A 23963-nucleotide genomic window follows, 5' to 3' on the forward strand; every position below is an offset into this window, starting at 1 on the left:
TCGCGGCCGGGCTTTTCGCGTTCATCGTCGATCGAATGTGGATATCTCGGCGCCGATCGCGCTAGTAAGGCGCGACGCAACGAGAGCTCCGCCGCAAATGACATCCGCTCCCGCCTGGGCCTGGGCCGCATTCACTCTCACCGCCGCTGGCGGACAGACGCTACGCAACGCGCTGCAGCGCGATCTCACCGACAAGCTCGGCGCCGCATGCGCGACCTTCGTGCGCTTTCTCTTCGGCTGTCCTTTCGCCTTTCTCATTCTCGCCGGCGCCTGCGCCATCGCCGATGTTCCGCCGCCGGCGCCGCGAGCGCATGCTGTGCTCGTCATCGCAGCGGCGGCCGCGCTGCAGATCGCGGCGACGGCGTTGATGCTCGTCTCGATGAAGGAACGCTCCTTCGTCATTGTGACGGCGCTGCTGAAGACGGAAGCGGCGCAGATCGTCGTCTTCGGAATGCTGTTTCTCGGCGAGAAGGCGACGCCGGCGCTCGCGCTCGGCGCATTTTGCGCGACATTGGGCGTGCTCGCTCTGTCGTTGCCCGATCCCGCGGCGGCGTTGCGCGGCGCGACCTGGCGGCCGATTCTCTACGGACTCGCCTCGGCGGCGCTGTTCGGCGGCTCGACGGTTCTCTATCGCGAGGGCGTGCTGGCGCTCGGCGGCCCCTCCATCATGGTCGCGGCCGCGACCGAGCTGGTTCTCGGGCTCGTCTTGCAAACGGCGCTGATCTTGCTCTATCTGGGCGTCTTCGACCGCGGGGGCCTTTTCGCCATCGTCGCCCAATGGCGGGAATCGCTTTCGGCGGGACTGCTCGGCGCCTTTGCGACGCTGTTCTGGTTCCTGGCTTTCGCTCTCGAGACCGCGCCGCGGGTGCGCACGCTGGCGCTGATCGAGGTCCTGTTCGCGCAAATGGTCACGCGCCGCATGTTCGCGCAGAGGACCGAAGCGCGGGAATGGCTCGGCCTGGCGATGCTGATCGCCGGAGTCGCGGCCGTGTTGAACGGCGGATAGCGGCCGATTCGGCCCGCATCCTCTCAGAATTGCGAGATCAAACATGGCGTCCCAGATCGACGGCCCCCGTATTCAGCCCAAGGCCGGCAAGGCCAAGCAGCTCGTCGTCTTCCTCCACGGCTATGGCGCGGACGGCAATGATCTCATCGAGATCGGCCGGCAATGGCGGTCCTTCCTGCCGGACGCCGCCTTCGTCTCCCCCCATGCGCCGGAGCGCTGCGCGCTGTCGCCCAATGGACGACAATGGTTTCCGCTGACCATGCGCGACCCCGGCGAGCGCTGGCGCGGCGTGGTGGCGACGCGGCCCCTGCTGGAGAGCTTCCTCGCCGAGGAGCTAGCGAAGAACGAGCTGGACGAGAGCAAGCTCGCTCTGGTCGGCTTCAGCCAGGGGACAATGCTGGCGCTGCATGTGGGCCTGCGGCTGCGCCGCGCGCCGGCCGCCATTCTCGGCTATTCGGGCGTTCTCGTCGCGGGCGGCGAGCCGCCCGATATCCCCCCGCAATTCGGAGCCAAGCCGCCGTCGGTGCTGCTCGTCCACGGCGAGGAGGATTCGATGATCCCGGCCGATGCGCTGCTGCTCTCGGCCAATGCGCTGGCCAAGGCGGAGGTTCCGACGCAATGGCATCTGTCCGCCGGGCTCGACCATGGCATAGACAATGCCGGACTGCTGCATGGCGGCCTGTTTCTGGCCAGGAGCTTCGGCCTGTCGGTCGAGTTCGGCCGCCGCGGAGGCGGGGCCGCCCCCCGCTGAGCCTTTCTCAGAGCGCAGGGGCGTCGCGCCCGGCGCCGGCGCCCACCGGGGCCAGCACCTCGTCCAGCGGCGGCAGGGCGCGGCGCACGGCGCGGCGCAGGCCGGCCGGCCGATAGAGCTGCTTGGTCGCCTCCACGATATGAACCCCGCCGCCGGGCAGCGAGAAGCGCCCGGCGATTCGCTCGAAGGCGGGAGCCGAGCGCAGCAGCGAGGCGCGGGCGAAGGGCGGCACATAGAGCGCCTCGCCCCAGTAGACGGGCAGCAGCAGCGTCTCCTGCAGCAGGCTCTGCAGCTGACCGCGCGAATAGGGATGGCCATGGCCGAAGGGCGTCGTATCCACCCGCGCCCACAGGCCCGAGCGGCTGGGGACGACGACGATCACCCGGCCGCCCGGCGCGAGAATGCGCCAAATCTCCTCCAAAATGTCGCGCGGCGATTCGCCGACCTCGAGCGCATGGACGACGAGAACGCGGTCGATGCTGGCGTCGGGCAGCGGCATCATTGTCGTCTCGACCAGCGCCGAGGCCGAGCGGCCGCCATTGGGCCAATGGACGACGCCCTGGGCGGCCGGCATGAAGGCGAGCACGCGCTGCGCCCGCTCCTGAAAATCGACGAGATAGGGCGTGGCGTAGCCGATTCCGAGCACGCGCAGCCCGGAGTGATCCTCCCAGCGGGTCCGCGCCATGCGCCCGACGAGGCGCAGCGCCACCTGGCCGAGCGGCGAAGCGTAAAAATTCCGCAAGTCGACGACGTCGAGCGACATATCTGCTATTTCGCATTTATCTACGGCGCGACGCAAGCGCGAGAAACGGTCGCGGCCGCGTCGCCCCGCCGATCCTATGCGTTTCGACAGGAGCAGCGCAATGAGCGTCGAGGTCGTTCAATTCATTTGCCTCGCCGATAATTTCGGCCTGCTGCTGCGGGACGAGGCGACCGGCGCCGTCGCCTCCATCGACGCGCCCGACGCGCGCGCCATAGCGGCGGAATTGTCGCGGCGCGGCTGGACGCTCACCGATATTCTCGTCACCCATCACCACGCCGACCACATCCAGGGCGTGGCGGGGCTGAAGGCGCTGTTTCCAAAGGCGCGCACCGTCGGCCCGCGCAAGGATCGCGCCCGCATCCCCGGCCTCGACCTCGAGGTCGGCGAGGACGATTCGGTGATGGTGGGCTCCGCGACGGCGCGGGTGATAGAGGCGCCGGGCCATACGACCGGCCATATTCTCTATCATTTCGAGGCGGAGGAGATTCTCTTCGTCGGCGACGTGCTTTTCTCGCTGGGCTGCGGCCGCGTCTTCGAGACGCCGATGGACGTCATGTACGCCTCGCTGGAGAAGATCGCCGAATTGCCGCCGGAGACGCGCGTCTATTGCGGCCACGAATATACGCAGGCCAATGCGCGATTCGCGCGCACCGTCGATCCAGACAATTCTCTGCTCGCCGAGCGCGCCCGCGAGGTCGACGCGCTGCGCGCCGCGGGCGAGCCCACTTTGCCGACGACCATCGCTCTCGAGCTCGCCACAAATCCCTTCCTGCGCGCCGAGGACCCACAGCTGCAGCGCACGCTCGGCATGGATACGGCCGATCCGGTCCATGTCTTCACGCAGATCCGCGAAAGAAAGAATGTGTTTCGATGACGATGGATACGAGCCTCACGGCCGCCGATATCGCGCGGCTGCTCTCCCTCTCGCCGCATCCGGAAGGCGGCTTCTATCGCGAGACCTTTCGTGATTCCCGCGCGGTCGCGGACGGCCGCGCCGCCTCGACGGCCATCTATTATCTGCTCGGCGCGGGCGAGGTCTCCGCCTGGCATCGCGTCGACGCCGCCGAGATTTGGCATTATTACGCCGGCGCGCCGCTCGCTCTCGACATTTCCGCGACGGGCGCGACGAGCGCGCGGCAGATACTCGGCTCGCGGGTGACGCAGGGCGAGCAGCCGCAGATCGTCGTGCCGGCCGATCAATGGCAGAGCGCGCGCAGCCTCGGCGCCTGGACGCTGGTCGGCTGCACGGTCGCGCCGGGCTTCGAGTTCTCCCGCTTCGAGCTGGCCGCCGCGGATTTTTCTCCGCTGCGCGAAGACAGCGCGGAATAGGCCGAATCACGCCGATTTTGGATCGCGAATGAGTGAAAACGGGCGATCCTCACGCGCCGGCCGATGCGGCGCGTCGCGCGCCCGCGGCGCGGCGGCGGAGCGCTAAACGAGCCGTTTACTTTTGGCCCCCAATACTCGCTTCATCCGTATTCGTTCGATCAGGCCCAACCGATGCAATTGCGCCATCTCGCCGATAAGGCGGTTTCCACGGGATTGCAGGAGCCGGACTCCTCCCCCACAACGCCCGCTCCGACCGCGGAGCCGCGGCAGCCCGCGGGACCGGATGCGCGCGACATTCTCGCCTCGATCGGCATGCTCGCCTATACGTGGGACATTGCGACCGATCGGCTCGATTGGGGCGACAATCTCGCCGAGGTGCTGACCAGCTTCGCCGATGTCGATCTCTCGAGCGGGCGCGCCTATGGCGAGCGGCTCGGCGCGCAGAGCGCGACCTCGCGCTTCGACGCCATCGTCACCGCCACCGGCAGCGACGACGGCAATGGCGTGTTCTTCAACGCCATCTATGCGCTCGTGCCGCCGCGCGAGACCGGCGGCGGCCCGCTGATCTGGATCGAGGATTGCGGCAAATGGTTCGCCGGCCGCGACGGCCGCCCGAGCCGGGCTCACGGCCTCGTGCGCGTCATTACCGAGCGCCACGAGATGGAGCGCCGCATGACGCGCAGCGCGCAATTCGACGCGCTCACCGGGGCGATGAGCCGCGCTCTTTTGGCGGAACATTCGCTGCGCCTGCTCGGACAGCCCGAGAAGACGCGCAAGCCTTTCACCATTCTGCTCGTCGCGCTGGAGAATCTCTTCGCGCTCAATCGCACCTATGGCTACGACGCCGGCGACGAGATCATTGTCGGCCTCGCCTCGCGGTTGCGGACCAATATTCGCGTCAATGATCTCGTGGCGCGCTACGCCGGCAATAAATTCGCCGTTCTGCTCGAGAATTGCGACGTCGAGCAGGCCAAATCGACGGGCCAGCGGCTCATCGAGGTGATCGCCCAAACGCCTTTCGCGACCGAAGTGGGCGGGGTTTCCGTATCGGCGCGCATCGGCGCCGTCGTCGCGCCGCGCGATGGAAGATCGCCGGCCGTGCTGTTCCAGCACGCCGAGGAGGCGCTCGACGCCGCGCGCCAGCGCAATGCGCATCGGCTCGTCTGCTACGCCACCTCGCTGGCGCGCGACAATGGGCGGCTGCATGCGCTGCAGATTTCCGACAGCGTCGTTTCCGCGCTCAATGAGCGCCGCGTCGAGCTGGCCTTTCAGCCCATCGTGCAAGCGCAGACCGGCCATACGGCCTTTTACGAGGCGCTGCTGCGCGTGCGGCTCGCCGACGGCTCCATCGTCGTGCCCGGCGACATTCTGCCCATCGCCGAGAAATCCGGCCTGGTGCGCCTTCTCGATCAGCGCGTTCTGGAGCTGGCGCTCACGCAGCTGCGCGCCGATCCGTCGCTGCGGATCTCGGTCAACGCCTCGGTCGCCACGCTGCATGATCCCGAATGGCCGGAATGGCTCGCCAACGCCACGCGAATCTATCCGGGCGTCGCGGATCGCCTCACCATAGAAATCACCGAGACGACGCTGATCGACGATTTCGACAAGACGCGGCAGCTGATCACCGACTGCAAGGGCCTCGGCATCAAATTCGCCATGGATGATTTCGGCGCCGGGCACACATCCTTCCGCAATCTGCGCCTGCTGGACTTCGATTTCGTCAAGATCGACGGCGTCTTCATCCAGAACATCATCAAATCGCAGGATGATCGCTTCTTCGTGCGCACACTCACCGATCTCGCGCGGCATCTCGGCCTGAAGATCGTCGCGGAATGGGTGGAGGACGAGGAGACGGCGCAGCTGCTGCAAGGCTGGGGCGTCGATTACTTCCAGGGCTCGCTGTTCGGCTCGGCGGTGGTGGTCGCGGCGCCGGGCGAGTCGCAAAACCTTTCCCGGCGCGCCTGAGCGGCGCCGAGGCTTCGCGGCTCGCCCGTCGAGGGCGAGCCGGATCGCGCCGACAACCCGAGCTCAGCCGCTCTTCGTCGACAATTGATCGATGCGCTTGTTCAGCTCGTCGAGCTGACGCTTCATCTCGTCGAGATCGGAGCGCGGCGGCTCGGCGGCGGCCGCTGTCGTCTCGGTCGAGGCGGCGGGCGGCTCGGTCGGCAGGCCGAAGGGGTTGAACATGGTCAACGCATGGCGGAACACCGCCATATTCTTGCGCGCCTGCTCCTCGAGCGACTGAAACGCCTGACGAGTCGGCTCGCCGAAAGGCGCGCCTTCGAGCGCCTGCGAGACCTGATCGCGGAATTTCTGCTGATCGCGCGTCAGCCGATCGATGCTGAACTCGAGATAGCTCGGCACCAGCATCTGCATCGAATCGCCATAGAAGCGGATGAGCTGGCGCAGAAAAGCGATCGGCAGCAGGCTCTGGCCGTCCTTGCCCTCCTGCTCGAAAATGATCTGCGTCAGCACGGGGCGGGTGATGTCCTCCCCCGTTTTGGCGTCGCAGACGACGAAATCCTCGCCGCGCTTGACCATTGCCGCGAGATCCTCGAGCGTGACGTAAGTGCTCGTGCCCGTGTCATAGAGCCGCCGATTGGCGTATTTCTTGATCGTCGTCGGCTTTTTTTCGGTGGCCATGTTCCGCCCGCCGCCTCCGTCGTCCTGGCGCGCCGCCACGATCTTCTCGGCTCCGGCGGGTTGAGCGCCGGCTCCCTTCTCATATTTCGGCGTGCGTAGCAAAATTTCCTCGCTTCTCGTCCGGCGACGCGCTGAGCGATCGCAGCTTCTTTCCGAACGATAGCCGCAACCGCACGCATCCCGCAATAAATTCGTCGCGAAAAGGTTTTTTCCTCCCGCAAAGGTCGAATTCGAGGCGCGGTAGCCTCTCGATAAGAGCCGCAGCCTCGGCTATATTGCATACACCATTCGCCGAACGCCCATAGGAGGACGATATGCCGATCACCAAGCTGCTGCTCGCGGCGGCCGCGGCGCTCCTCGTCGGGGCCTGCAACACCACGAGCCTGGCCGAGCAGCGCGCCGCCGATGAAATCCGCTGCCGAAATTATGGTTTCCGGCCCGGGACCGACCCATTCTCCAAATGCCTGATGCAGGTGGACCTCGACCGCTCCGCCGATCGACGCGCCGCCCGCTACGACTATCCCTATGGCTATGGGCCGCGCGGCGGCTATTGGGGTCGGGGCTGGTGGTGATGGCGGAAATCTGACGGAAAAAGGGTGTTCTCACGATTTTTTGCCGCAATGCGGCATGCGGTTTCCCGCAGCGCAGCAATAGGCTATGAAAGGCGCGGCGCCGCAGCGCCCCGCCGAGAGCCCGAGCGCTTGAGACGGGCTCGTCCATATGCGAAACAGCGCGCCGAGGCGGCCGATTCGCCGATCGGCGCCCCGCCCGATACGGGCGCTGAAGGACGCCGGCGAGAGCGAGACGGGCCGGAAACGGAATTGGGCTCATGTTGTTCAACATAGAAGCCGACCGTGGCGACCAGATCGTCGGCTATGTCGTTCCAGACGATTATACCGCCTCGCCGACGCTTCGCATCACTCAGAGCGGCATAGAGATCGCGGAGCTGCCCTGCCGCGAGGCGCGGCCGTCTCTGGTGGCCGCCGGCCGTCACGCCACCGGCCTGTGCGGCTTCACCGTCGACAGCTCGATCGTTCCCGACCTCGTGTCGAATCAGAGCCTCGAGATTCGCGACGCCGAATCCGGCATCATGATCTACCGCCGGCGCAATAGCTCGGAGGTCACGCATCGTCGCGTGTTTCGGCTGGAGACGCATCTCTTTCCGCTGTGGCGGCTGGACGAGAAGGTCGAGCATAGATTTCAGTTCTTCCACAAGGGCGTGGAGCGGCATGGACGCGAGACCGCGCTGCAGGTCTTCATGCTCGAGAACGTCAACTCGCTCTATGTGAGCGGCCGCCTGACCTTCTCGAGCTATTCCAACTATCTGCAAGACAAGTTCAATTCCATCATACTGATGCACGACCCCTATCTCGAGCTCGCCGAGCGGCTGCTGACGCTCAAGCATGTCTCGCGCTTCGGCGAGGAGCTGCTGGGGCCGCGCGACATGCTCACCTATCAACGGGCGATCGAGTTCGCGCAGCAGATCGAGCCGGACGGCTCCGGCCTGCGGCGCGCTTTCGACTCGATGCCGCGCGACGTCATCGGCGCGCTCGCCAATCCGCTGACGCGGCAGCTCGCCTCCGAGGCGCTGGACGAACCGCCGCCCAAGAACGGCGTCGCCAAGGCGCTCGCCGCTCTCGCCAGCTTTTCTGTTGTCGGGCTGCGGGAAAGTCAGGACCGTTTTCTCGAGGAGGTGGAGGCCCTGCTCGACATAGAGCCCGGCGTTCTGCCGACGCTGCCGCATTTCGCGGCGGTGGGCGAGCTGGCGCGGGAGCTGCGCCGGCTGCCGGAGGTCGATCTGCTGCTGGAGCAGGACCTCGAAATCTACCAAACCGCCAAAGCGGCGATCGAGGAGGCCTTTTGACGAAGATTGCTGACGCGGCAAAGCGCGCGCCGACCCAGGCGCGGATCGCCGGCGGGCGCCGATGATCGAGACCAGGCCGCCGCTCGACGACGAGCGCCTCCGCTCGCGTATAGATCCGAAGCTGGAGCCGAAGCCCGCGCGCTCGCTGGTGCCGGCCGCATGGCTGCGGCCGCTCGCCAATGCGCCGGAGACCGCGCGTCAGATCGTCGACCAGGTCGAGCGGATCGCGATGGAGGCCAATCGCGCGCTCGAGAGCCGAACGCGCATTCCGCCGCTGTGGCTGAGCTTCATCGCCTTCGTGATCATTCCGTCCTTCGTGGCGTCGGTCTATTTCGCCTTTCTTGCCGCCGACCAATTCGCGGTCGAGACGCGTTTCGCGGTGCGCGCGATCGAGCTTGAGGCCGTCGCGACGCCCAAGGGCGAGTCGGCGGCCTTCACCTTCACGCCGTCCGGGCAGAACGCCTATATCGTCACGAGCTACATCCGCAGCCGCGCGATCGTCAGCGATGTGATGGCCAAGCTCGATCTGCGCGCTCTCTACCGCCGGCCGGAGGCCGATTTCTGGGCGCGCCTGCGCCGCAACGCCACGATGGAGCAGCTGACCGACTATTGGCAATCCATGGTCGAGACCACGGTCGACGCCAATTCCAGCCTCGTCACCGTCAATGTCCGCGCCTTCCGCAAGGAGGACGCCTACGCGCTCGCCAACGCCATCGTCGCGGCGAGCGAGGCGCTGGTCAATCGCATCTCCGAGCGCGCGCGCCGCGACGCCACCGCAATGGCGGAGAGAGACGTGCGCCGCTCCTTCGAGGCGGTGCAGGCGACGCTGTCCGATCTGCACAAGTTCCGCGACGAGTTCGGCGTCATCGACCCGACCCTGACCGGAACCGAGATCGGCAAGCTGCTGGCGCCGCTCGTCGCGCAGAAAATCAAGCTCGAGAGCGAGCTTTTCGTCGCCGGACATGAATTGTCGCCGGACGCGCCGACGGTGCGCGTGCTGCGCGAGCAGCTCGACTCCGCCGAGAAGCAGATCAAGGAGCTGAAGGGCAAGCTCACCTCCAATGACGGCGCGCGCTCCTCCAGCTCTACCGTGGCTGGAATTCTGGCGAAGTTCGAGGAGCTCGAGGTGCGCAAGGCGCTCGCCGAGCGCTTCTATGCGCTCTCCAAGGCCGATCTCGATCGCGCGCAATTGCGCGCCAATCGGCAGAGCATCTATTTGACCGTCTTCGTTCCCCCGGCGGCGCCGGAGATTTCCCGCTATCCGCACCGCTTGACTTACCCCTTGCTGATCTTCCTCGCCTTCGCCATCGTGTGGAGCATCGTCGTGCTGCTGCTGGCGACGATCGAGGATCACAGGCTGTGACGCGCAGGCCCGGCGAGACGCGATAAGCTCTAGCGGGCGGCAGAATCGAAGGGAAAGCGCGAAAGGAGAGGCTTACGATCGATGGCGACGATGGACGGCGATTTCTGGGTCTTCGGCTATGGTTCCTTGATGTGGCGGCCGGGTTTCGAATTTCTCGAAAGCGCCCTCGCCTGGGTGCATGGCTACCACCGATCGCTCTGCGTCTTCTCCCATGTCCACCGCGGAACGCGGGAGCGCCCGGGCCTGGTGCTCGGCCTCGACTATGGCGGCTCCTGCCTCGGCGTCGCCTTTCGGATCGCCGGAGCTGCGCGCGAGGAGACGATCGCCTATCTGCGCGCCCGCGAATTGGTGACCTCTGTCTATATCGAGCGCAATGTGGGGCTGCGCTTCGCCGAGGGCGGCTCGGCCCGCGCGCTCGCCTTCATCGTCGATCGCGCCCATGAGCAATATGCCGGGCGCCTGTCGATCGACGAGATGACCCGGCTCGTGGAGAGCGGCGTCGGCGCCTCGGGCGACAACCCCTCCTACGTCCGCAACACGCACGCGCATCTTCAGCAGCTCGACATTCACGATCCGGCCCTCGCCGAGATCGTGCGCCGACTTTCGGCGCCGACGGCCTCCCTCGCCGAGAGCGCCTGAAAAAGCTCAGTTCAGCAAGGCTTTGGCGAGGTGACGCGCGACCTCGACCGGCAGAGCGCAAAAGCGCACATGCCATTCGTTCACGCCGAGAGCGACGGCCGCCGCGCGCGCGAGGCGGCCGCTCGGCGCATCGAATTCCTCGGTCGAGAGCACGCAGACCGGCCGGCGTTCCGCGCCCTCGCGCGCCACGCCGATGACGACGGCGCGGGCGAAACCCGCCACCAGCGCTTCCTCCTCCGCCGAAAATATCGTGCAGACATAGCGCTCGCCGCGGCCGGCGCGCCAGGAATAGAAGCGCTCGCGCAGAGGCGTCGCATGTAGCGCCGCCAATCCGCCTCCGCGAATGACCGATGCTTCGGCCGCCGGCCTTCCGCCCCGGTCCTGGACTCGATCGATCACGAACATGACGCCCCTCACGAAAAGCCTCGAAGAAAGACAAGAACAAAATTAGAACATAAAAAGAACATTTGTCAAACTGTTCGTATTCGCCCGGAGGGGCCTTTTGGTCTACGCCGCCGCCGAGCCGCCCTCCGTGCGCAGCCAGGCGGCGCCGCAGGCGCGCGCCAATTCGCGCACGCGCAGAATATAGCTCTGCCGCTCGGTGACGGAGATCACGCCGCGCGCATCCAGCAGATTGAAAGCGTGGCTGGCCTTTATGCATTGATCATATGCGGGCAGCGCCATCAGATGGCGCTCGCCCTCGCCCTTGTCGCCGAAGGCGAGCAGCTTGCGGCATTCGGCCTCGGCGGCGCGGAAATCGGAGAACAGCTTCTCTGTGTCGGCGGCCTCGAAATTATGCCGTGAATATTCCTGCTCGGCCTGCAGGAACACATCGGCGTAAGTGACCTTGTCCTCGTCGCCGCCGTTGAAATTCAGCTCCATGATCGAATCGACGCCCTGCAGATAGCAGGCGAGCCGCTCGAGCCCATAGGTCAGCTCGCCGGCGACAGGCGCGCAATCGAAGCCCGCCACCTGCTGAAAATAGGTGAATTGCGAGATCTCCATGCCGTCGCACCAGCATTCCCAGCCCAATCCCCAGGCGCCGAGAGTCGGGCTCTCCCAATCATCCTCGACGAAGCGGATGTCATGCAGCTTCGCGTCGACGCCGATCGCCGCCAGCGAGGCGAGATAGAGCGATTGCAGATCCGACGGCGAGGGCTTCAGAATCACCTGATATTGATAGAAGTGCTGAAGCCGATTGGGGTTCTCGCCATAGCGGCCGTCCTTCGGGCGCCGGCTCGGCTGCACATAGGCCGCCTTCCAAGGCTTGGGGCCGAGCGCCCGCAGAGTGGTCGCGGGGTGAAATGTGCCTGCGCCCATCTCCATATCGTAAGGCTGCAAAATGACGCAGCCCTGCGCCGCCCAGAAATTCTGCAGGGTCAGAATGAGGCCCTGGAACGAGCGGGTGGGAGAAAGTCTGTCTGGCGCGGTCATTTGCATCGATCCTCATGCTGCGGGCGGCAGGCTAGTCGCGGCGCGCGCGCCGGTCAACGCGGCGGGGGCGCCCGCAAAAAAGCCGCGCGCGGTCCAGCCGCCCGCGCTATTGTCCAGCCGCCGGCGATGACAAAGGAGCGCAGGGCTGGAATGAGGGGGCGTGATATCGTCTTAGCGATCGGCGGGGCGGCGGCGGCGGCGATTTGGATCGACGGAGCGAGGCCTGCGCAGGCGCATGCCGTCCTCTCGGAATCGACGCCGCGCGAAGCGCAGATCGTCTTTGGACCCGATCTCGATGTGGAGCTGAGATTCAACTGCCGGATCGACGCTCGCCGCTCGCGGCTGCTGCTGGTCTCGCCGGACATGCATGGAACTGTGCTTCCGCTGCTCGAGGGCGCCGCCGATGAGCTGCGCGCCGGGCTGCATGATCTTCGGCACGGCGCCTATCGGCTGCATTGGCAGGTGCTGAGCGTCGACGGACACATCACCCGCGGCGACATCTCTTTTCGCGTCGGCCGCTGAGCCATGCAGCAATTCATCGAAATCTACGGCTTTCTCAGCGTCATTCTGCGCGGCTCCATCTCGGGGGCGCTGTCGCTCGCCGTCGGCGGCGTCGCCTTTCTGCTGCTCATCGCCGAGCCGCTGGAGCCGCGGCTCGGCGCGGCGGCGAAGCCCATCGCCGCGCGCGCCGGACGAATCGTTTTTTGGAGCGCGATCGCCCTCGCCTGTCTCGTCTCTCTCGACGCCGCGGCGCTCGCGACCATGCTCGTCGGCGCGCTGGAGCTCTCCTTCGCGGATGCGCTCACCGCCGATGCGGTGAAGGCCGATGCGCTCGCGGCGGCGCCGGCCCTCGCGCTCGCCTTCGCGATTCGCGGCGGCGTAGCGCAGCCCCTGCCCCTCGCCGCCTTCGCGGCGGCTTTGATCTGCGCCCGGCTCGGCGCCACGCACGCCGTCAGCCGGCTGGACAATCCGCCGGGCCTCGTCGCCGCGGAACTCGCGCATCTCACCGGCGTCGCTCTGTGGATCGGCGGCATTCCCTATTTCCTCATGGCGCTGGCCCGCGCCTCGGATGGCGAGGCGCAGCGCGCCATCGGCCTGCGCTTTTCGCATCTCTCCACGGTCGCCGTGGCGATGATCGCCGCCGGCGGCGTCGCCATGTCGATCGTCTATATCGGCGCGGTCGAGAATTTCTACGGCGCCGCCTATGGCGTGATGGTGGGCGCCAAGACCATCCTCTTCGCCGGCCTGCTGTCGCTCGGCGCGCTCAATTTCCTCGCCGTCCGCCGCTCCCCGGCCGATCGAGACGCCTTCGCGCGGCTGCGTCGTTTCGCGGAGGTGGAGATCGGCGTCGGCTGGACGGTTGTTTTCGCCGCCGCCTCGCTCTCCTCGCTGCCGCCGGCCGTCGATCTCGCGCGCGACCGGGTGAGCTTCGCCGAGATCGTGGAGCGCCTGACCCCGCAATGGCCGCCGCGCCTCGAGAGCCCGGATCACTCCACCCTCTCCGTCTCGCTGCCGCCCGTCCAGACCGCGCGCGCCGATGAAACGTCATCGACGGAGGCGAGCGACGCGGTGACCGCCTCCATCGCCGCGCAGCGCAACGCCGAGGACATCGCCTGGTCCGAATATAACCACCACATCGCCGGGCTCTTCGTCGCCGCCATGGGGCTGCTGGCGCTGCTCGAGCATTGGCGTCGCCTCGCCCCGCTCGCGCGTCATTGGCCGATGCTGATGCTCGGCCTAGCCGGCTTTCTCTTCCTGCGCGCCGACGAGGCGGTCTGGCCGCTCGGCCAGCTCGGACTCATCGAGAGCCTGCGCGACCCCGAGATCGCGCAGCACCGCATCTTCCTCGCGCTCATCATCGGCTTCGGAATCTTCGAGTGGCGCGTGCGGACGCGGCGCGTGAAGGCGCAATGGGCGCCGCTCGCCTTCCCCTTCATCACCGGCGTCGGCGGCGCGCTGCTGCTCGCCCATTCGCATGGGCTCTCCAACATAAGGGAAGAGTTTCTGATCGAGGTCACGCATACGCCGCTGGCGCTGGTCGGCCTGCTCGCCTCTTCGGCCCGCTGGCTGGAGATCCGCCTGGACGGCCGCGGCGCGCGCATCGCCGGCATCGTCTGGCCCATCGCCTTCACTCTGGCCGGCCTGATGCTGCTCGCCTATCGAGAGGCGTGATTCGACTTATGCACGCATTTCATGGCTTCATGAAAATTCTGCATTTCAGCCGTCAAAAGCCCGCGCCATAGAAACCCTCGACGGTGAATGGCCGAATGGGAGGGACCAATGACGATTCTCGCGGAAGTCTTGTCGGCGAACGACAAATATGTCGCGGATTTCGGAGACAAGGCGAAGCTCGCTCTGCCGCCGGCGCGGCGTTTCGCCATTCTGACCTGCATGGATGCGCGCCTCGACCCGGCCAAATACGCCGGCCTTTCCGAAGGCGACGCGCATGTGATCCGCAACGCCGGCGGACGCGCCTCCGATGACGCCATTCGCTCGCTGATCATCTCGCACAAGCTGCTCGGCACGCTCGAATGGTTCGTGATCCACCATTCCGATTGCGGCATGGAGCTGTTCTGCGACGAGGTGATGGCCGATCTTCTCGACGACAGCTTGGCCACCGCGGCCTTCGACGGGACCACATGGTCCAATCCCCAGCATGGCGGCGGATGCACGGCGGGCCATTTCGTGAAATGGCTCACCATCGAGTCGCAGGAGGAGAGCGTCTATCAGGATGTGAAGCGCATCCGGGAGAATCCGCTGACGCCGAAGAATATTCCCATCTACGGCTTCATCTATGATGTGAAGAGCGGCAAGCTGATCGAGGTCCCCAAGGCGACCGAGGCGGGCCGCGCCGCCTGATGAAGCGAAAAAGCCCGACGCGACGCGCCGGGCTTTCTTTTTTCGCGAGCTCGGCCCGAAGCCTCACATCTTGCAGTTGGCCGCGCTCGGCAGAATGGAGAGCTCGGTCATCTCGCCGGTCAGCGCGAAATCGCCATAGTCGAGCTTCAGCGCGCGGGAGACGCCATTCTCATAGAGGTCGAAGGACAGCACATAGACCGGCTGCTCGTCGCGCTTGCCCGGCTCGAAATAGGAGATCGACACCGGCCAGCGCTTGAGCCCTTCGAGCTCCTTGATCTGCGCGGCCTTTTCGGTGACGACGCTGCTGGTCGGCCGGCCGATGACGCTCATCGTGTCGAAGACCTTCTCGCCGTCGCCGGAGCCGTCGAAGACCTTGGCCTCGAGAATGCGCTCCTCGGAGAGGGCCGCGGCGAGGATATGGCGCAGATGCTCGGTCGGGAACAGCGCGCCGCCGTCCAGCGAGAGCGTCGACGGCTTGGGCCGGGCGAGATCGACCGAGAGCGCGGCGCCGGTCTTCTTCTTGGCCTTGCCGTCTATGTCCTCGGCCTGGACATTGTCGAGCTTGGTCTCGATGCGGAAACGGAAATCCTTGCCGTCGCCGGCCTCGAAAGTGGCGGAGCGCATGTCGGAGAGGCGCGGCGGGCCTTCGGCGGGCTGCAGCTCGGTGATCTGGCGGAAATTCTGCACCCAGCCCTCGCAGGAGGAGCCGGTGAAATCGAAAGCGATGCGGCCGCGCGCCGAGGTCGGCGCCTTGCTGCCCGAGGCCTGCGCCAGCGTCAGATCATAGACGGCGCGATGCGGCGTCAGCTGCGGATGGCCGGTGACGGCCGCCACAGTGGCCGCACTCTCGGCATGGGCGGCGAGCGCGAGGAAGGAGGCGCAGGCGAGCGTCGCGCCGATGAGATATTTTTGAGCCATATGGGGTCTTTCTCCCTCTGTCGCGCTCTTGGTTGGTTTCGGGTCCGGCGTCTCCCGGCGCTTCGCGTCGACGACGACAGGGGCCGGAGGGCTCTATTTTCGCTCCGGCGGGTCGTCGCGGCGCGGCGCCCGCGCTGACGTCCACTCTATCTCGGACGAGCGAGATGTCGAGGCGAAGTCTCGCTCGACGCATTGCCTCCCGACCTTGGCCAAATTACGGTCGGCGGCAAAGCTGCAAATTTCTTCAGAGATTCGGAAAGGATGCGCAATGTCCGACACAGCGAAGACGCCGCTCGAAAAGCTCGAGGCGCTGGGTCTAACCCTCCCCACTCCGGCGGCGCCGGTCGCCAATTACGTGCCCTGGACGCGCTCCGGCAATCTCGTCTTCGTCTCGGGACAATTGCCGGTCGGCGCCGGCGGCGCGATCGATCCCGCGCATAAGGGCAAGCTCGGCGCCTCGGTCGCGCTCGAGGCCGGCCAAGCGGCGGCGCGCATCTGCGCGCTCAATCTCCTCGCGCAAGCCTCGGTCGCGGCGGGCGGCGATCTCGCCAGACTGCGCGTGCTGCGGCTCGGCGGATTCATCAACAGCGCCGCCGATTACGGCCAGATTCCGCAAGTGCTGAACGGCGCGTCGGATCTCGTCGCCGCTGTGCTCGGCGAGAATGGACGCCATGCGCGCTTCGCCGTCGGCGTCGCCCAGCTGCCGCTCGACGCCGCGGTGGAGGTGGACGCGACCTTCGAGATTTTGGCGTAGCCGATGAGCCCGGGCGGCGGCGGCCGTTACCCTTGGCTCACGGAACATAAGATCGCGCATAGAGGCCTGCACGATCTCGCAAAAGGCGTGGCCGAGAACTCACTGTCGGCGGCGCGCGCCGCCGCCTGCGCCGGTTACGCCATAGAATGCGACGTGCAGGCGAGCGCCGATGGCGAGGTCGTCGTCTTCCACGACGAGACATTGGAGCGCCTGACCGATGCGACCGGCCGTCTCGACGCGCTGACTCGTTTCGAAATCGCGCGGCTCACCTTGCGCGGAACGCGCGAAGGCGTGCCGACGCTGCGCGATCTTCTCGCGACGATCGGCGGAAATGTTCCGCTCTTCATCGAGATCAAGAGCCGTTTCGACGGCGATCCCGCCCTTGCGCGCAATGTCGCGGATATTGTCGCACATTATCGCGGAGCCGTGGCGATCGAGAGCTTCGACCCCGCGCCGATCGCTGAATTGCGCGCGCATTTCGATAGCTTGGGCATTTCCGGCGTTCCGCTCGGCATTGTCGCAGAGGCGTCTTACGAAGGGCCGGACTGGAGCTTTCTCACCGCCGCGCAGCGGGAGGAGCTCACGAAATTCTCCCATGTCGCGCGCACGCGGCCGGACTTTCTCTCCTGGAACGTCGCCGATCTGCCGCATGCGATTCCGCGCCGCTGCCGCGAGGAGCTCGGCGTTCCGGTGACGACATGGACGGTGCGCAGCGCGGAACAGGCGAAGGCCGCTCTCGCCTTCGCCGATCAGATCGTCTTCGAGGGATTTGCGCCCTGAGCGGCCTCGTCCGACGTCGTTATCCGTCATAAATCTATCGTCGAGCTCACGCTAATATCGATCGTTAATTTTATTTGGAGCTCGAAATGATTATCGAATCGAAGTTCGACGACGCCGAATTGCGCGACCAGATCCGATCTGGACAGGCCGCCCCGCGCCCGACGCCGGATTCCGCCCGTGTGGTCGATCAGATCGTGCATCGCGTGCGCGCCGGCGCGGGCGTCGATTTCGACGCCTATGAAGCGCTGATCGGCGCGAATGATCTCGTCGAGATCAATTATCTCGAACGCGGCCTCATGGCGGCGCGCGCCGTGTGCCGCATCAATGCGCCGGCCCTCGTCGGCAATGGGAGCGAATGGGGAACTGGCTTTCTGATCGGCCCGCGCCTGCTGCTGACCAATAATCACGTATTGCCCACGCCCGAGGACGCGCTGCGCGCGACGATCGAGTTCGGCTACGAGCTCGACGGCTCGGGCCGGCTGCGCCGCAGCACCCGCTTCGCCCTGTCGCCTCAGGACGGCTTCGTCACCAGTCCGAGAAATCGTCTGGACTATACCATCGTCGTCGTCGCAGAGCGCAGCGAGGACGGCGCCGCGCTCGCCGATTTCGGCTATCTGCGTCTCGACGCGCGCACCGGCAAGATCGACACTGGCAATTACGTCACGATCATCCAGCACCCCGACGCGCGCACGAAGCGCATTTCGCTGCGAGAGAACAAGATCGTCAAATATGGCGACGAGAGAGATTCTTCGAAGGACGATTTCCTCTGGTATTCGTCGGACACCGCGCCCGGCTCCTCCGGCGCGCCCGTGTGCACGGATGCCTGGCAGGTCGTCTGCCTCCATCACGCCGGCGTGCCGGAGCGCACGATCGTCAATGGCGTCGAGCATTGGACGCTCGCCGACGGATCGACCGCCCCGGCGACGACGGCGCGGCGGCTCGAGGGCGAGAAGATCAAATGGATCGCCAATGAGGGCGTGCGTGTGTCCAAGCTGCTCGCCGACCTCGAGCAGCAGGTCAAATCCTCGGCGACGCCGCGCTCCGCGCTGATTGGAGACTTGCTCGCCGACGCATCCGGCGTTGCGCCCTTTCCAGGCGCGCAGCCCTTGCAGAGCATCGTCGGCCCGCCGATCATCGGCGCTCCGACGATCCTCGTCGCGCAATCGGCCGCGCTGGAAGCTGCGCGCGCACCGAAACGGCGCACGCATCCGGCCAATTATTTCGACGGCAGAAAAGGCTATGACCCGAATTTTCTCCCGGTAGCCGCGCCCTTGCCGACGCTCGGCCCCAATGCGCTGCGCTTCGGCAGCCCGGCGAAAATCGCCGGCGCCTCGGACGACGTTCTGCGCTATCTGCACTTCTCGGTCGTCTTCAATGGCGACCCCAAGCGTAAGCTGGCCTTTTTCACCGCCGTCAACATAGACGGCGCCAAATGGGTCAATCTCGATCGCGGCGCCGACGCCTGGTACTATGACCCGCGCCTGCCGGAGGAATTGCAGAACGGCGACGAACTCTACGGAAACGAGCCCGTGCCGGGGAAGAACTACTTCGACCGCGGCCATCTGGTGCGCCGGCTGGACCCGGTCTGGGGCGCGATTCGCGAAGCCAAGCAGGCGAACGACGACACCTTCCACTGGACCAATTGCTCGCCCCAATATTGGGGCTTCAATCAAGGCGCCGACCTCTGGCAGGGTCTCGAGAATTTCATTCTCTACAATACCGACGAGGAAGATGTCCGCGCCAGCGTCTTCACCGGCCCCCTGTTCCGATCCGACGACGAAGAGCATCGCGGCGTGCTGATCCCGCAATTCTTCTGGAAAGTCGTCGTCGTCGCCGACCGCAGGGGCGCGCTCTACTCGAGCGCCTATCTGGTCAGCCAGCAGGACTATGCTCTGAACATTCCCTTCGAGCAGCTGCCGGTAGGCCCGAACAGCGCGGAGCCCGGCCAGAATTTTCAGGTTCCGGTGACAAAAATCGAAACGGAGACGGGACTGCGCTTCCCGGACGCAGTGAGAAGCGCCGACGTCTTCACCGGCCCCGGCGCCGGACGACGGCTGCGCACGCTGGCCGACGTGCAGCATCCGAGACGCTGACCGCGTCTCGGATGCTTCGGCGCAATCAAGGCGTCGAAGGCGCGGCGACCGCCGTCGAAACATGCGCGGCGAGCGCGTCACGCAGCGCCTGCTCCTTATTGTGATCGAGCGAGGTCTTGAGCACGATCCCGCCAGTGCCCTTCACCGCATCGAGCAGCTTGTCGGCCGTCAGCTTGCGGATCAGCACGAAGAGCGCGGCGTTGCCGGGCTGAAGCGTCTCCGAGAGCTGCTTCATGAAAGCGTCGTTGATGCCGTAATCGGTGAGCGCGCCGCTGAGCGCGCCCGCGCCCGCGCCGATCGCCGCACCGAGCAGCGGATTGAGGAAGATGAGCCCGATCAGCGCGCCCCAAAAGGTGCCGCTCACGGCGCCGGCCGCGGTGGTGTTGAGGAGCTGGTTCAGCTTCACATGGCCGCTCGGCTCCTTGACCGCGATGACGGCGTCGCTGATCTCGATCACATATTCCTTCTGCAGCTCGAACAGCTTTTGCCGAATATCCTCGGCCTTGGCCTCGGTCGGATAGACGATGACAACGAGATCGGACATGAAAGCTCTCCTCTTGTCGGAAGACGCGCATCCTCATTGAAGCGCGTGAACGTGTCGTTGCGACGACCGCGCGAATGCGAGACGACGATGCGCGCTCCGCCGTCACCCGGCGAAACGCGCGACCGCGCGCATCGTTTCCGCTTCTCTCTATCTAGGGAGCTAGGGCTGAATCGAAACCAGCCGGCGCCAAGCCGCCGGCAGGCGGTCGATAATATCGTCCGCGATGAGCCCGGCGCCGAAATCATCCGCCGCGGCGGCGTGCATCCACACGGCGCAGGAAGCGGCGGCGAAAGGCTCCATGCCTTGCGCCAGCAGGCCCGCGACAATGCCGGTGAGAACGTCGCCGGAACCGGCGGTGGCGAGCCAGGGCGAAGCCTCCGCCAATATAGACGCGCGCCCGTCCGGCGCGGCGACCACAGTGTCCGGTCCTTTGAAAATAACGATGGCGCCGATATCGCGCGCGGCGTCGCGCGTGCGCTCGAGCTTGGAGATGGGCGCGCCGCTGATCGTGCGCTCCCAGCGCTGGCCGTGAAAGAGCCGCGCGAACTCTCCGCCATGCGGCGTCAGCACGACCGGCCCCGGCGCAGCGCGAATCGCCTCGCGCAGACGATCGGGCGCGAGCGCGAAGCTGGTCAGCGCATCGGCGTCGAGCACGGCCGCGCGGCGCTCCTTCGACGGCGCGAGCGCGGCCTCGACCAGAGCGCAGCTCGCCTCGCCGACGCCGAGCCCCGGCCCCAGAGCGACGACATTCTTGCGCTTGTCCTCGAGCAGAGCGGCGAGCCCGGCAGGCCCGTCAGCGACGCGCAGCATCACCGCGGTCAGCGCCGGCGCGTTGATGGCGAAAGCCTCCTGCGGCGTCGCCAGAGTGACGAGCCCGGCGCCGCCGCGCAGCGCCGCCAGCGCGGAAAGCCGCGCCGCGCCCGTATGCGAGGCGCCGCCCGAGACCACCACCGCATGGCCGCGCGCATATTTGTGCCCCTCGACGCTCGGCAGGCGCAGAGCGTCTCGCCAGGCGGCGGGCTCGTTGACGAAAGTCTGCGGCTGGATCTTCTCCAGCACATTCGACCTTATGCCGATATGGGCGCAGGAGATTGTTCCGCAGCGCAGCCGGCCCGGCAGCAGAAGATGCCCGCACTTCAGACGGAAGAAAGTGACCGTCGAATCGGCCTGCACGGCGACGCCGCGAATGGCGCCGCTGGTGCCGTCGACCCCGGAGGGAATGTCGATGGCGATGATCTTCTGCTTGGTCTCCTCGCGCCATGCGTTGAGACGCAGGATCAGCTCCGCCGTCGGCCCGTCCAGATCACGCGCGAGACCGGTGCCGAACAAAGCGTCGATGACGAGATCGACGCCTTTGAAATCGCAAGTGGCGGCGTCCTCGACGCGGCCATCCCAGCTCGCCGCGGCCAAGCGCGCGTCGCCATTGAGCGTGTCCGGCGGCGTGAGCGCGGCGACGCGCACCTTGAAGCGCTGGCTGCGCAATATGCGCGCGGCGACATAGCCGTCGCCGCCATTATTGCCCGGCCCGCACAGCACCAGCACGCGCCGCCCCGCCGTCTTCACCAGAAAGGCGGTGGCGGCCGCGGCGATGGCGGCGGCCGCCTTTTCCATCAGCGCCATGCCGGCGACGCCGCTCTCTATGGTGAGGCGGTCGGCGCGCGCCATTTGCGCTGTGGTCAAAAGTTCGGGCGGATAGGGTCCGAGCGGCATGGCGCGATGGTGGGCGAAACCGCCCCGCTCCGCAACGCCTTTTCCCCGCTATGGCGGAAACCCGCGCTTTTTTGACGCGTTTGCGCCAGCGGGGCGGCTAGGCGTCGCGCCTCGAGAGCGCGGCGCCCGAATCGGCGCCGCGCCGAGGCGAGGCTCAGGGCGCGCCTTGGGGCTGCACGTCGAAATGCAGCATCATGCCCATGTCCTCATGCTCCACCAGATGGCAATGATAGGGATAGACGCCCGTATAGCCGCGCGGGAAATGCACGAGCAACTCGACCAGCTCGTTGGATTGGATGCGCACAGTGTCGTGCCGCACGACGCCGTCGAAATCGAGCCGCCGCTCTATGCGCGCGAAGACCGAGTTCTCGGAGGCGTCCTTGCGCAGGCGAAAACGCCGCAGCACGACGAAATTCACGAGATGCATATGAAACGGATGCATATCGGGAAGGCCATCGGCGAGATGCGCCTGATCATTGCCGATATTGGCGACATACCAGCGCTCATAGCTGCCCTCGCGCGGACGGATGACAGCGCGCCCCGCCGCCGGATTGTGCCGATAGAGATGCGCGTAGCGATAAATGGGCGGATAGCCGGCGGGATCGACATTGTCGGTCGCGAGCGGCCATAGCGGATCGGCGTGGCGCGCCGCATGGGGCGGATTGGGATCGGCGGGCTCGAAGAAAAAGGCGCGCGAGACCTGATAGGCGACGCCCGCCGCGGGCTGGCCCTCCTCCCAAGGCGTCGCCAATCTGGCGTCGAAGGGCACGGTGAAGGCGCTGGCGTCGCCTATGGGCGCGGTGGAGGGCCGCAGCTCCCACATTTGCGTGTCGCGCCAGGGTCCGCCGGTGATCGGATTGACCGGCTCGACATCGGCCTTGCCGGCGGTGTCATTCATCAGCAGCACGAAGCGATTGCGCACCACGGGCGCATCGGCGTTGGCGCGCGTCAATGCGGGCTTGCTGGCGTCCCAGCGGAAGCTCTCGTCATCGGCGTAACGCAGCAAAATCTTGTCGAGCGTGACGCGATCGAGCGGCGGCTGCGTCGCGGCGTGATGCGCCGCCGGCGCAGCGGCGCCCCCGGCCCCATGCGTATGCGCGGCGTCGACGATGCGGAACTCCATCACATTGGCGAGCGGCAGATCGGCATGCGGTCCGTCGCTCTTTTGCGTGAAGGCGATCGCCTTCAGCGCCTCCGGCGTTCCCGGCGCGAAGACGGAATTGGCGTCGTTCTGAAAGATCGGCTCCTGCTCCGGCTGCGCCGGGTCATAGCCCGCGATCGACAGATTGACGAGATGGAGCGAGCGGAGGACGTCATTGTCGATCTGCGTGAGATCGAGCAGAACGTCGAGACGCTCGCCCGGCGCCAGCAAGAGATAATCCAGCTCCTCGAGCTTCTCGCCGCGGCTGAACAGGCCGCCGTCATTGCCGATGGCGGTGAGAAGATCGCCATACCAGATCTTGCCGCCGATCTTTCCGTCGGGATCGGCGAGCGTCAGCGCATAGCTGCGGGCGTTGGAGCCATTGAGAATGCGCAGGCGATAGATCTTGGGATTGACATGGGCGTGCGGCCACGGCCGGCCATTGACGAGAATTGTGTCGCCGAGAAACTCCGGCCGAATGAAGGAGCGCTTGCCGGTCGCCGGGTCCTTCTGCAGCGGCACGCCCTTCAGATAGCTCACCCCGGCGCCGTCGGCGTTCAGGCAGCGGTCCTGAATGACGAGCGGCAATTCCTGCGTCTCGTCGCCGATGAGATGGAACAGCTCGGCGTCCGAATTGTCGCGCACGAAATAGAGGCCCGCGAGGCCGGCGTGCACCTGCACCGCGGTATTGTCCATGCCATGGTCGTGGAACCACAGCATGGCCGCGCGCTGGTCATTGGGATAGCAATAGGAGCGATAGGCCGGCATTCCATAAGGATTGCCCTCGAAGCTCGCCGGGCTCAGCGGCCAGCCGTCGGAATCCGGCCGCGCCTTGGCGCCGTGCAGATGGGCGACGACGCCGACCGGATAATTCATCGATTTATACTGGTCTATGTCCTCGGCGAGATCCATGGGCGGCGGATCGATCGGCGGCATGGCGAGCGAGCGCGCGTCGCCGGGCTTTTCCGCCGGCATGGAGCCGATTCGGTTGATCCAGACCACCTCGAGCGGACGCCCGCGCGTGACATTGACGATCGGCCCGAGATAATTCTCGAGGCTGGCGGCGCGCTCCTGCGGCGAGCCTTGACGAATATAGCACCAGGCGTTGGGCGAGGCCGGCGCGGCGACGGAATCGGTATATTTGACGCTGCGCGCCTCGACCGAAATGGCGATTTTCCCCCAGCCGCCGGTCTGGCCGGCGCCGATCACGTCGAGGGCGGCGAGCGGCAGGTGATTGTCGAATTTCATGAGCATGAAACAAAATCCTCGAGAAGCAAGCAAATCGAACGCGAAACCGCGGTCAGGAGAATGATCGCCCATATTGTGGCGAACAATGTGACGGATCGTCTCCTTTGGCCGAAATCGGACGCCT

Annotated in this window: 23 protein-coding genes; 15 read left to right on the forward strand and 8 right to left on the reverse strand. The window is 66.1% G+C overall.

Going from position 1 to position 23963, the window contains the following annotated elements; genetic code table 11:
* Window positions 1-97 precede the first annotated feature (97 nt).
* Both K369_RS11980 and K369_RS11985 read left to right on the forward strand, forming a co-directional pair.
* Window positions 98-1006, forward strand: a complete 909-nt coding sequence (locus tag K369_RS11980) for a DMT family transporter (protein WP_036291460.1) — start codon at window positions 98-100, stop codon at window positions 1004-1006.
* A 43-nt stretch (window positions 1007-1049) separates the two neighbouring features.
* Window positions 1050-1757: an alpha/beta hydrolase gene (locus K369_RS11985; protein ID WP_036291462.1), complete on the forward strand. Its 708-nt coding sequence runs from the start codon at window positions 1050-1052 to the stop codon at window positions 1755-1757.
* A gap of 7 nt (window positions 1758-1764) precedes the next feature.
* On the opposite strand, the gene K369_RS11990 is transcribed toward K369_RS11985, so the two are convergent.
* The gene (locus tag K369_RS11990) at window positions 1765-2520 is read right to left on the reverse strand and encodes a class I SAM-dependent methyltransferase (RefSeq protein WP_036291464.1); all 756 of its coding nucleotides are present in this window, start codon (window positions 2518-2520) and stop codon (window positions 1765-1767) included.
* Window positions 2521-2620: 100 nt separating this feature from the next.
* Here K369_RS11990 and gloB point away from each other — a divergent pair, with 100 nt between their 5' ends.
* The 3 genes from gloB to K369_RS12005 all read left to right on the forward strand — a co-directional run bounded on the left by gloB (window position 2621) and on the right by K369_RS12005 (window position 5814).
* Complete coding sequence (gloB, locus tag K369_RS11995) at window positions 2621-3394, forward strand: hydroxyacylglutathione hydrolase (RefSeq protein WP_036291466.1); 774 nt, start codon at window positions 2621-2623, stop codon at window positions 3392-3394.
* 2 nt (window positions 3395-3396) lie between these two features.
* Window positions 3397-3849: a cupin domain-containing protein gene (locus K369_RS12000; RefSeq protein ID WP_036291468.1), complete on the forward strand. Its 453-nt coding sequence runs from the start codon at window positions 3397-3399 to the stop codon at window positions 3847-3849.
* A 171-nt stretch (window positions 3850-4020) separates the two neighbouring features.
* Entirely contained in the window at window positions 4021-5814 is a 1794-nt protein-coding gene (locus tag K369_RS12005) for a bifunctional diguanylate cyclase/phosphodiesterase (RefSeq protein ID WP_051949234.1), read from the forward strand.
* A 63-nt stretch (window positions 5815-5877) separates the two neighbouring features.
* Here the strand turns inward: K369_RS12005 and phaR are convergent, their stop codons facing one another.
* Complete coding sequence (gene phaR / locus K369_RS12010; protein ID WP_036294991.1) at window positions 5878-6492, reverse strand: polyhydroxyalkanoate synthesis repressor PhaR; 615 nt, start codon at window positions 6490-6492, stop codon at window positions 5878-5880.
* 314 nt (window positions 6493-6806) lie between these two features.
* On the opposite strand from phaR, the gene K369_RS12015 reads away from it, so the two are divergent.
* The 4 genes from K369_RS12015 (at window position 6807) to K369_RS12030 (ending at window position 10358) form a co-directional block, all read left to right on the forward strand.
* Window positions 6807-7064 (forward strand): hypothetical protein, encoded by a 258-nt coding sequence (locus K369_RS12015; RefSeq protein WP_036291470.1) that lies wholly within the window; start codon window positions 6807-6809, stop codon window positions 7062-7064.
* Window positions 7065-7321: 257 nt separating this feature from the next.
* The gene (locus tag K369_RS12020; protein ID WP_036291472.1) at window positions 7322-8356 is read left to right on the forward strand and encodes a hypothetical protein; all 1035 of its coding nucleotides are present in this window, start codon (window positions 7322-7324) and stop codon (window positions 8354-8356) included.
* A gap of 61 nt (window positions 8357-8417) precedes the next feature.
* Window positions 8418-9719 (forward strand): capsule biosynthesis protein, encoded by a 1302-nt coding sequence (locus K369_RS12025; protein ID WP_036291474.1) that lies wholly within the window; start codon window positions 8418-8420, stop codon window positions 9717-9719.
* An 81-nt stretch (window positions 9720-9800) separates the two neighbouring features.
* Window positions 9801-10358 (forward strand): gamma-glutamylcyclotransferase, encoded by a 558-nt coding sequence (locus K369_RS12030; protein WP_036291475.1) that lies wholly within the window; start codon window positions 9801-9803, stop codon window positions 10356-10358.
* Window positions 10359-10364: 6 nt separating this feature from the next.
* On the opposite strand, the gene K369_RS12035 is transcribed toward K369_RS12030, so the two are convergent.
* A complete protein-coding gene (locus tag K369_RS12035; RefSeq protein ID WP_084570805.1) occupies window positions 10365-10757 on the reverse strand; it encodes a hypothetical protein in 393 nt (130 codons plus the stop codon).
* Between the two features lie 108 nt (window positions 10758-10865).
* Entirely contained in the window at window positions 10866-11792 is a 927-nt protein-coding gene (locus tag K369_RS12040; RefSeq protein ID WP_036294996.1) for a glycine--tRNA ligase subunit alpha, read from the reverse strand.
* Between the two features lie 150 nt (window positions 11793-11942).
* Here K369_RS12040 and K369_RS12045 point away from each other — a divergent pair, with 150 nt between their 5' ends.
* From K369_RS12045 to K369_RS12055, 3 genes are all read left to right on the forward strand, one after another.
* Window positions 11943-12314 (forward strand): copper resistance CopC family protein, encoded by a 372-nt coding sequence (locus K369_RS12045; RefSeq protein ID WP_036291478.1) that lies wholly within the window; start codon window positions 11943-11945, stop codon window positions 12312-12314.
* Between the two features lie 3 nt (window positions 12315-12317).
* Window positions 12318-13964, forward strand: coding sequence for a copper resistance D family protein (locus tag K369_RS12050; RefSeq protein WP_036291480.1), 1647 nt, complete (start codon window positions 12318-12320; stop codon window positions 13962-13964).
* A gap of 108 nt (window positions 13965-14072) precedes the next feature.
* Window positions 14073-14651: a carbonic anhydrase gene (locus K369_RS12055; RefSeq protein WP_036291482.1), complete on the forward strand. Its 579-nt coding sequence runs from the start codon at window positions 14073-14075 to the stop codon at window positions 14649-14651.
* Window positions 14652-14714: 63 nt separating this feature from the next.
* Here the strand turns inward: K369_RS12055 and K369_RS12060 are convergent, their stop codons facing one another.
* Entirely contained in the window at window positions 14715-15569 is an 855-nt protein-coding gene (locus K369_RS12060; RefSeq protein ID WP_036291484.1) for a cell envelope integrity EipB family protein, read from the reverse strand.
* Between the two features lie 268 nt (window positions 15570-15837).
* Between K369_RS12060 and K369_RS12065 the strand changes: the two genes are divergently transcribed.
* The 3 genes from K369_RS12065 (at window position 15838) to K369_RS12075 (ending at window position 19196) form a co-directional block, all read left to right on the forward strand.
* Entirely contained in the window at window positions 15838-16323 is a 486-nt protein-coding gene (locus K369_RS12065; protein WP_036291486.1) for a RidA family protein, read from the forward strand.
* A gap of 3 nt (window positions 16324-16326) precedes the next feature.
* Window positions 16327-17103 (forward strand): glycerophosphodiester phosphodiesterase family protein, encoded by a 777-nt coding sequence (locus tag K369_RS12070; protein ID WP_036291488.1) that lies wholly within the window; start codon window positions 16327-16329, stop codon window positions 17101-17103.
* 86 nt (window positions 17104-17189) lie between these two features.
* Window positions 17190-19196, forward strand: coding sequence for a DNA/RNA non-specific endonuclease (locus K369_RS12075; RefSeq protein ID WP_036294998.1), 2007 nt, complete (start codon window positions 17190-17192; stop codon window positions 19194-19196).
* A gap of 25 nt (window positions 19197-19221) precedes the next feature.
* On the opposite strand, the gene K369_RS12080 is transcribed toward K369_RS12075, so the two are convergent.
* The 3 genes from K369_RS12080 to K369_RS12090 form a co-directional block, all read right to left on the reverse strand.
* Window positions 19222-19740 (reverse strand): DUF1269 domain-containing protein, encoded by a 519-nt coding sequence (locus K369_RS12080; RefSeq protein WP_026599014.1) that lies wholly within the window; start codon window positions 19738-19740, stop codon window positions 19222-19224.
* Between the two features lie 159 nt (window positions 19741-19899).
* Window positions 19900-21450 carry a bifunctional ADP-dependent NAD(P)H-hydrate dehydratase/NAD(P)H-hydrate epimerase gene (locus tag K369_RS12085; RefSeq protein WP_036291490.1) on the reverse strand — a complete coding sequence of 517 codons (1551 nt, stop codon included), beginning with the start codon at window positions 21448-21450 and terminating at the stop codon, window positions 19900-19902.
* Between the two features lie 154 nt (window positions 21451-21604).
* A complete protein-coding gene (locus K369_RS12090; protein WP_036291492.1) occupies window positions 21605-23845 on the reverse strand; it encodes a multicopper oxidase family protein in 2241 nt (746 codons plus the stop codon).
* Window positions 23846-23963: the final 118 nt, after the last annotated feature.

Source organism: Methylosinus sp. PW1 (genome assembly GCF_000745215.1).
GTDB lineage: Bacteria > Pseudomonadota > Alphaproteobacteria > Rhizobiales > Beijerinckiaceae > Methylosinus.